The organism is Streptomyces sp. SID5464 (genome assembly GCF_009862985.1).
In the GTDB taxonomy this organism is placed as follows: domain Bacteria; phylum Actinomycetota; class Actinomycetes; order Streptomycetales; family Streptomycetaceae; genus Streptomyces; species Streptomyces chartreusis_D.
The window spans coordinates 1-226 of record NZ_WWIQ01000016.1 but is presented as its reverse complement, the minus strand read 5'-3'; the positions used below and the strand labels follow the sequence as shown (position 1 = coordinate 226).

The 226-nt window shown below is 65.5% G+C and carries 1 protein-coding gene; it reads right to left on the bottom strand.

All coding sequences use genetic code 11. The features are described 5' to 3' along the window. On the bottom strand, positions 1-226 hold a 226-nt coding region (locus GTY47_RS12800), incomplete at both ends, for a HAMP domain-containing protein (protein WP_010049449.1).

The following is a 226-nucleotide window of genomic DNA, read 5'->3' as shown; positions in this document are numbered from 1 at the left end:
GTCGACCATCGTGTTGATCGTGGACTTGAGTTCCAGGATCTCGCCCTTGGCCTCCACCGTGATCTTCTTGCCGAGGTCGCCCTGCGCGACGGCGGTGGAGACGAGCGCGATGTTGCGCACCTGGGAGGTCAGGTTGTCGGCCATGAAGTTGACGTTGTCGGTGAGGTCCTTCCAGACGCCGGACACGCCCCGGACCTGGGCCCGGCCACCGAGGTTGCCCTCGGTG